Annotated in this window: 4 protein-coding genes; 3 read left to right on the forward strand and 1 reads right to left on the reverse strand. The window is 55.6% G+C overall.

Features of this window, described 5'->3' with window-relative positions:
* Both MVD07_RS10605 and MVD07_RS10610 read left to right on the forward strand, forming a co-directional pair.
* Window positions 1-1,197 (forward strand): AMP-binding protein (locus MVD07_RS10605; protein WP_297501979.1); only part of this gene is annotated, 1,197 nt, incomplete at its 5' end.
* A 60-nt stretch (window positions 1,198-1,257) separates the two neighbouring features.
* A complete protein-coding gene (locus MVD07_RS10610; protein WP_297501988.1) occupies window positions 1,258-2,502 on the forward strand; it encodes an HD domain-containing protein in 1,245 nt (414 codons plus the stop codon).
* Here the strand turns inward: MVD07_RS10610 and MVD07_RS10615 are convergent.
* Complete coding sequence (locus MVD07_RS10615; protein WP_297501982.1) at window positions 2,495-3,451, reverse strand: transcriptional regulator; 957 nt, start codon at window positions 3,449-3,451, stop codon at window positions 2,495-2,497. The genes MVD07_RS10610 and MVD07_RS10615 overlap by 8 nt on opposite strands.
* A 45-nt stretch (window positions 3,452-3,496) precedes the next feature.
* Between MVD07_RS10615 and MVD07_RS10620 the strand changes: the two genes are divergently transcribed.
* On the forward strand, window positions 3,497-3,971 hold a 475-nt coding region (locus MVD07_RS10620; RefSeq protein WP_297501985.1), incomplete at its 3' end, for a GNAT family N-acetyltransferase.

Raw genomic sequence — 3,971 nt, forward strand, 5'->3', positions numbered from 1 at the left:
CCCTTCTGGAGGGAGAAGTTCGCTGGAATAGATGTCGAGAGCCTTAAACCTGGGGATCTGATCGGGCTCACCGATATGGTTGTCATAGAGCCCCACGACCTTTACAGGACGGAGTCAGTGTGGCCCGACTACATCAGGGAGAGCAGGGTCTTTCACGCGGTTATGAGGACGAGCGGGACAACGGGGAGGCCAAAGAGAATACCCTACACGAGGGCTGATAAGGCCAGAACGGCCAGACAGGTTAAGGAGTGGATAAGGGAGTATATGGACAAAGGCGATAGGATAGCGTCGTTCTTCCCACAGCTCCCCTCATCATCCGGTGTCTTCGCCCTCGGGAGCTTTGAGTTCCTCAACGCTAGGAGCGCCTACTACCAGATTCCGGTCAGATATCTCCTTGATAGAAGGCTCCTCCTAAGGGAGCTTGAAGATATCAGACCCACAGCCCTCTTCTGCCTAACGGCCACCGCCTACAACCTCGGTCTGACACTTCCCGAATCGATAAGGAACGACGTCCAGACCCTTGTGGTCGGTGGTGAGACCCTCACCCCTGAACTCGCCAAGGCGACCCTTGAGCTCTTCCCAAATGCGGTCATCATAGACAACTTCGGCTCGACGGAGGATGCAATAACAGGCTATCGGGTCATAGAGCGCAGAAAAACGTTCCCCTTCCAGTTCAGGGAGTCGGTACTTGTCCTGAAGGACACCGAGGATGGCTACGAGAACTACAAGAGGATTTACATCACCAAGGTCATGCGCGAGGGCGAGCTGACCGGGCTGCCTCTCTTCAACTACGACATAGGTGACCTTGCGAGGGTCGAGAAGGGTGAAGTCAGGAACATAATCCGCCTCAAGGACGTGATAAGCCTCGCCGGGGCGAAGCTCCACATAGATCAGGTCATGGAAATAGTCTACAACCACCCCGATTTAGTGGACTTCGTAATTATCTACCACCCGCTTTCTCCGGACAACCCCAAGCCAAGGGCAGTCATAAGGGTTGCCTACGATGGGGAAAAGCCCGCTGGGATTGAAGACGAGGTGAGGGGACTGATATACGAGGCCAACAACCCCGTCCGCTACGAGGTGGAGGAAACCGGTCAGGCGGACTTGATAATAGAGGCCGTCCCGAAAGAGAAGCTCATGGAAGGGCTGCCGCTGAAGTTCGGCAAGACCCAGAGGATATACGTAGCCGGTTCCTAACTTGTCATATCGCCGAAAACTTATTTAAAACTCTTCTCATATTTTCAGCAGGTGGTTGTTGTGACGGGCAAGATAATCCACGACGCCATTCACGGCAGCATGCGAGTTTCTGGAATGACATTTGATATCCTTAAGACACCGGAGTTCCAGAGGCTGAGGCACATTAGACAGCTCGGCCTGGCCTACATCGTCTACCCCGGTGCCAACCACAGCAGGTTTGAACACTCACTCGGTGCATGGAACTTGGCCAGGAGGCTCTCACAGGAAGTGGGCCTAAGCGAAGACGAGGGACTGCTCCTCCAGGCGGGTGCCCTGCTCCACGACATAGGCCACGGCCCCTTCAGCCACACCTTCGAGAGCATCTACAAGCACTACGTCAGGGAGCGCGACCACATGCGCCTCGGTCAGGACATAATAACCGGGAGGACAAACATTACCGGGGAGGAAGATGGGGGAAGGATAGGAGAGATACTCTCAGGTTACGGCCTCGACCCGAAGGAGGTCGCGCAGCTGATACTCGGCAGGGCCAAGAGGCCTTACCTAGGCCAGATGCTACACGGAGGTGTTGACGTTGACCAGCTCGACTACCTCGTCAGAGATGCACACTACACGGGCGTAGCTCACGGCATAATAGACCTTGAGAGGCTCCTTAAGGTGCTGAGGATATACGGGGAGGAGCTAGTGGTCGATGAGAAGGGCATTGAGGCAGTTGAGGGAATGATGGTCGCGCGCTCGCTGATGTACTCAAGGGTTTACTTCCACCACACGGTGAAGATAGCCGAGGGAATGCTCACCAGGGCTCTGGAGTTCGCCCTTGAGGAGGGTCACCTCTGGGACTTCTGGAGGATGACGGACTGCAGGGTTCTGGTGGAGCTCGAAGACCTCGAGGGCCTTCCTGCGGAGCTCGTGAGAGGTGTGAAGTACAGAAAGCTCTATAAAGCCGCCGTCATGATCAGCGCCGAGGAGCTGAGCGCCGAAGAGAAGCGCGAGTTGTTAACAGCTTACAGGAACGTTGAGAGACGTCAGGAGCTTGAGAGAAACCTTGCCGGAGCCGTCGGTGCCGGTGAAGGCGAGGTAATCCTTGAGTTCAGCACAGCCGATTTAATGCTCAGCGAGCCGAGGCTTAAGGAGACAGACGTTAAGGTTCTCCTCGAAAACGGCGAGGTTCAGCCCCTTTCAAGGGTCACCCCGCTGGCCAACGCACTCAAGAGAAGACAGACCCCCCGCTGGGCAGTCATGATAGCCTCACCCGAAAAGCACGTCAGGAAGCTCAAAGAGGTCTGGAGGCGCGTCCTCTTCAGCTGAAGAGCCGTGCCCTTATCTCTCTCTTCAGTTCCTCTATCAGGTTTATGAGCTCGTCGGCATCCCTGACCTCGCGGAGGCTCTCCTTCGGGATGAGCGGGACGCTGTCAACAACTTCGATCTTCGTCTTCTCAAGGATGAAGACCCCGTCGGAGTTTATTATCCTGCCCACTTCGGCCACCATCTCGGCCCTCCTGACTGTTGAGGGAGTCTTCTTCTCGTCTATTCCCGTCAGTATCTTGAACTCGTCACCCCTTGAGACTGCGTTGAATGGTGCCTTTTTGACCTTAACGAGTCCCAGTCCCAGGGTCCTGAGGCGCTCGAATATCTCCCTTTCAAGGGGAGTTTCGGGCTTAAGGTTACGCTTTACCTCGACCTTAGCGTTGAGCACATCTATCGGCTCCGCCAGGGGCTCGTCAAAGAGATCCTCCAGTAGGAGCGCGACTTCAAGCGAGACGGCCTGCTCACCCCTCTCGTAGTTGAGGAGTGTCTTCCTCGAGACGCCCAGGAGGCGCGAGAGCTCCCCCACGGAGTAGCCGTGTCTCTCTCTGAGCTCCCGTAGAAGCTTTCCGTTTATCCTGACGTAGAGGCCACCGCGCTCCGCGAAGACCGCTGGTAGCTCGTTCTCGACAAGAACATCGTAGAGGGTCTCCGGACTGAGGGTATGTACTCCAAAGCGCTCATAGACGACCCCCTCCTCAAGCTCGGCGTTCTTGCTCTTTAGCCCGACGATTATAGGTGAGGCGTTGAAGAAGTTGGCAAGCCTCTTCAGGTCTTCGGCCTGCCCTTCGGTGACGGTGTCTATGTTGATGACCACCTTCACAAAGAGGAGCGTGAGCGTCCTGCTGGCCACGAGGTCAAAGCAGGAACCACGAAAGTCCAACCTAGCCGTCTTGTAGCCGGCACCCCTGAGTATTGCCTCGACGGTTTTGATCAGTCTTTCCCTTTCCATCGAGTTTAAATACGAGCATGATGTTATAAAGTTAAGGTGTTCCCGATGAGGCCACTCATCCTCAGGGGCGGGCTGGTTTCCCTTTCGGTTCCGGTGAGGGAAGATGTAAAGCGGGCCTGGCTCTGGTACAATGACCGCCAGGTGAGGCTCTTCCTGACGAACCCCGATGGGATATTCTTCCTTGAAGACGAGCTTGAGTGGTATGAGAGGCTGAGAAGGGAGAAGGGCTCCCATAGGGTCTTCTCGATAGTCGAAAACTCAACGTCATCGCTGGTTGGCTTTCTCGGTCTCCACAGGATAGACCACCGCGATGGAAACGCGGAGCTCGGCTACTTCATAGCGAGGGAGTACTGGGGGAGAGGGTACGCCACAGAGGCTGTTAGGTTGGCCCTAGTTTACGCCTTTGAGTGGCTCAAATTGAGGAAGCTCTACGCGAGGGTCTACGAGCCCAACGTTGCATCTATCAGGGTTCTCGAAAAGAACGGCTTTGAACTCGCCGGGAGGCTGAGAAAACACCACT

It is taken from the genome of Thermococcus sp., assembly GCF_027008145.1.
Lineage (GTDB): Archaea > Methanobacteriota_B > Thermococci > Thermococcales > Thermococcaceae > Thermococcus.

Excerpts from the sequence above, each read along its gene's own strand:
- MVD07_RS10615 (WP_297501982.1), bottom strand. The coding sequence starts at position 3,451 with ATGGAAAGGGAAAGACTGATCAAAACCGTCGAGGCAATACTCAGGGGT.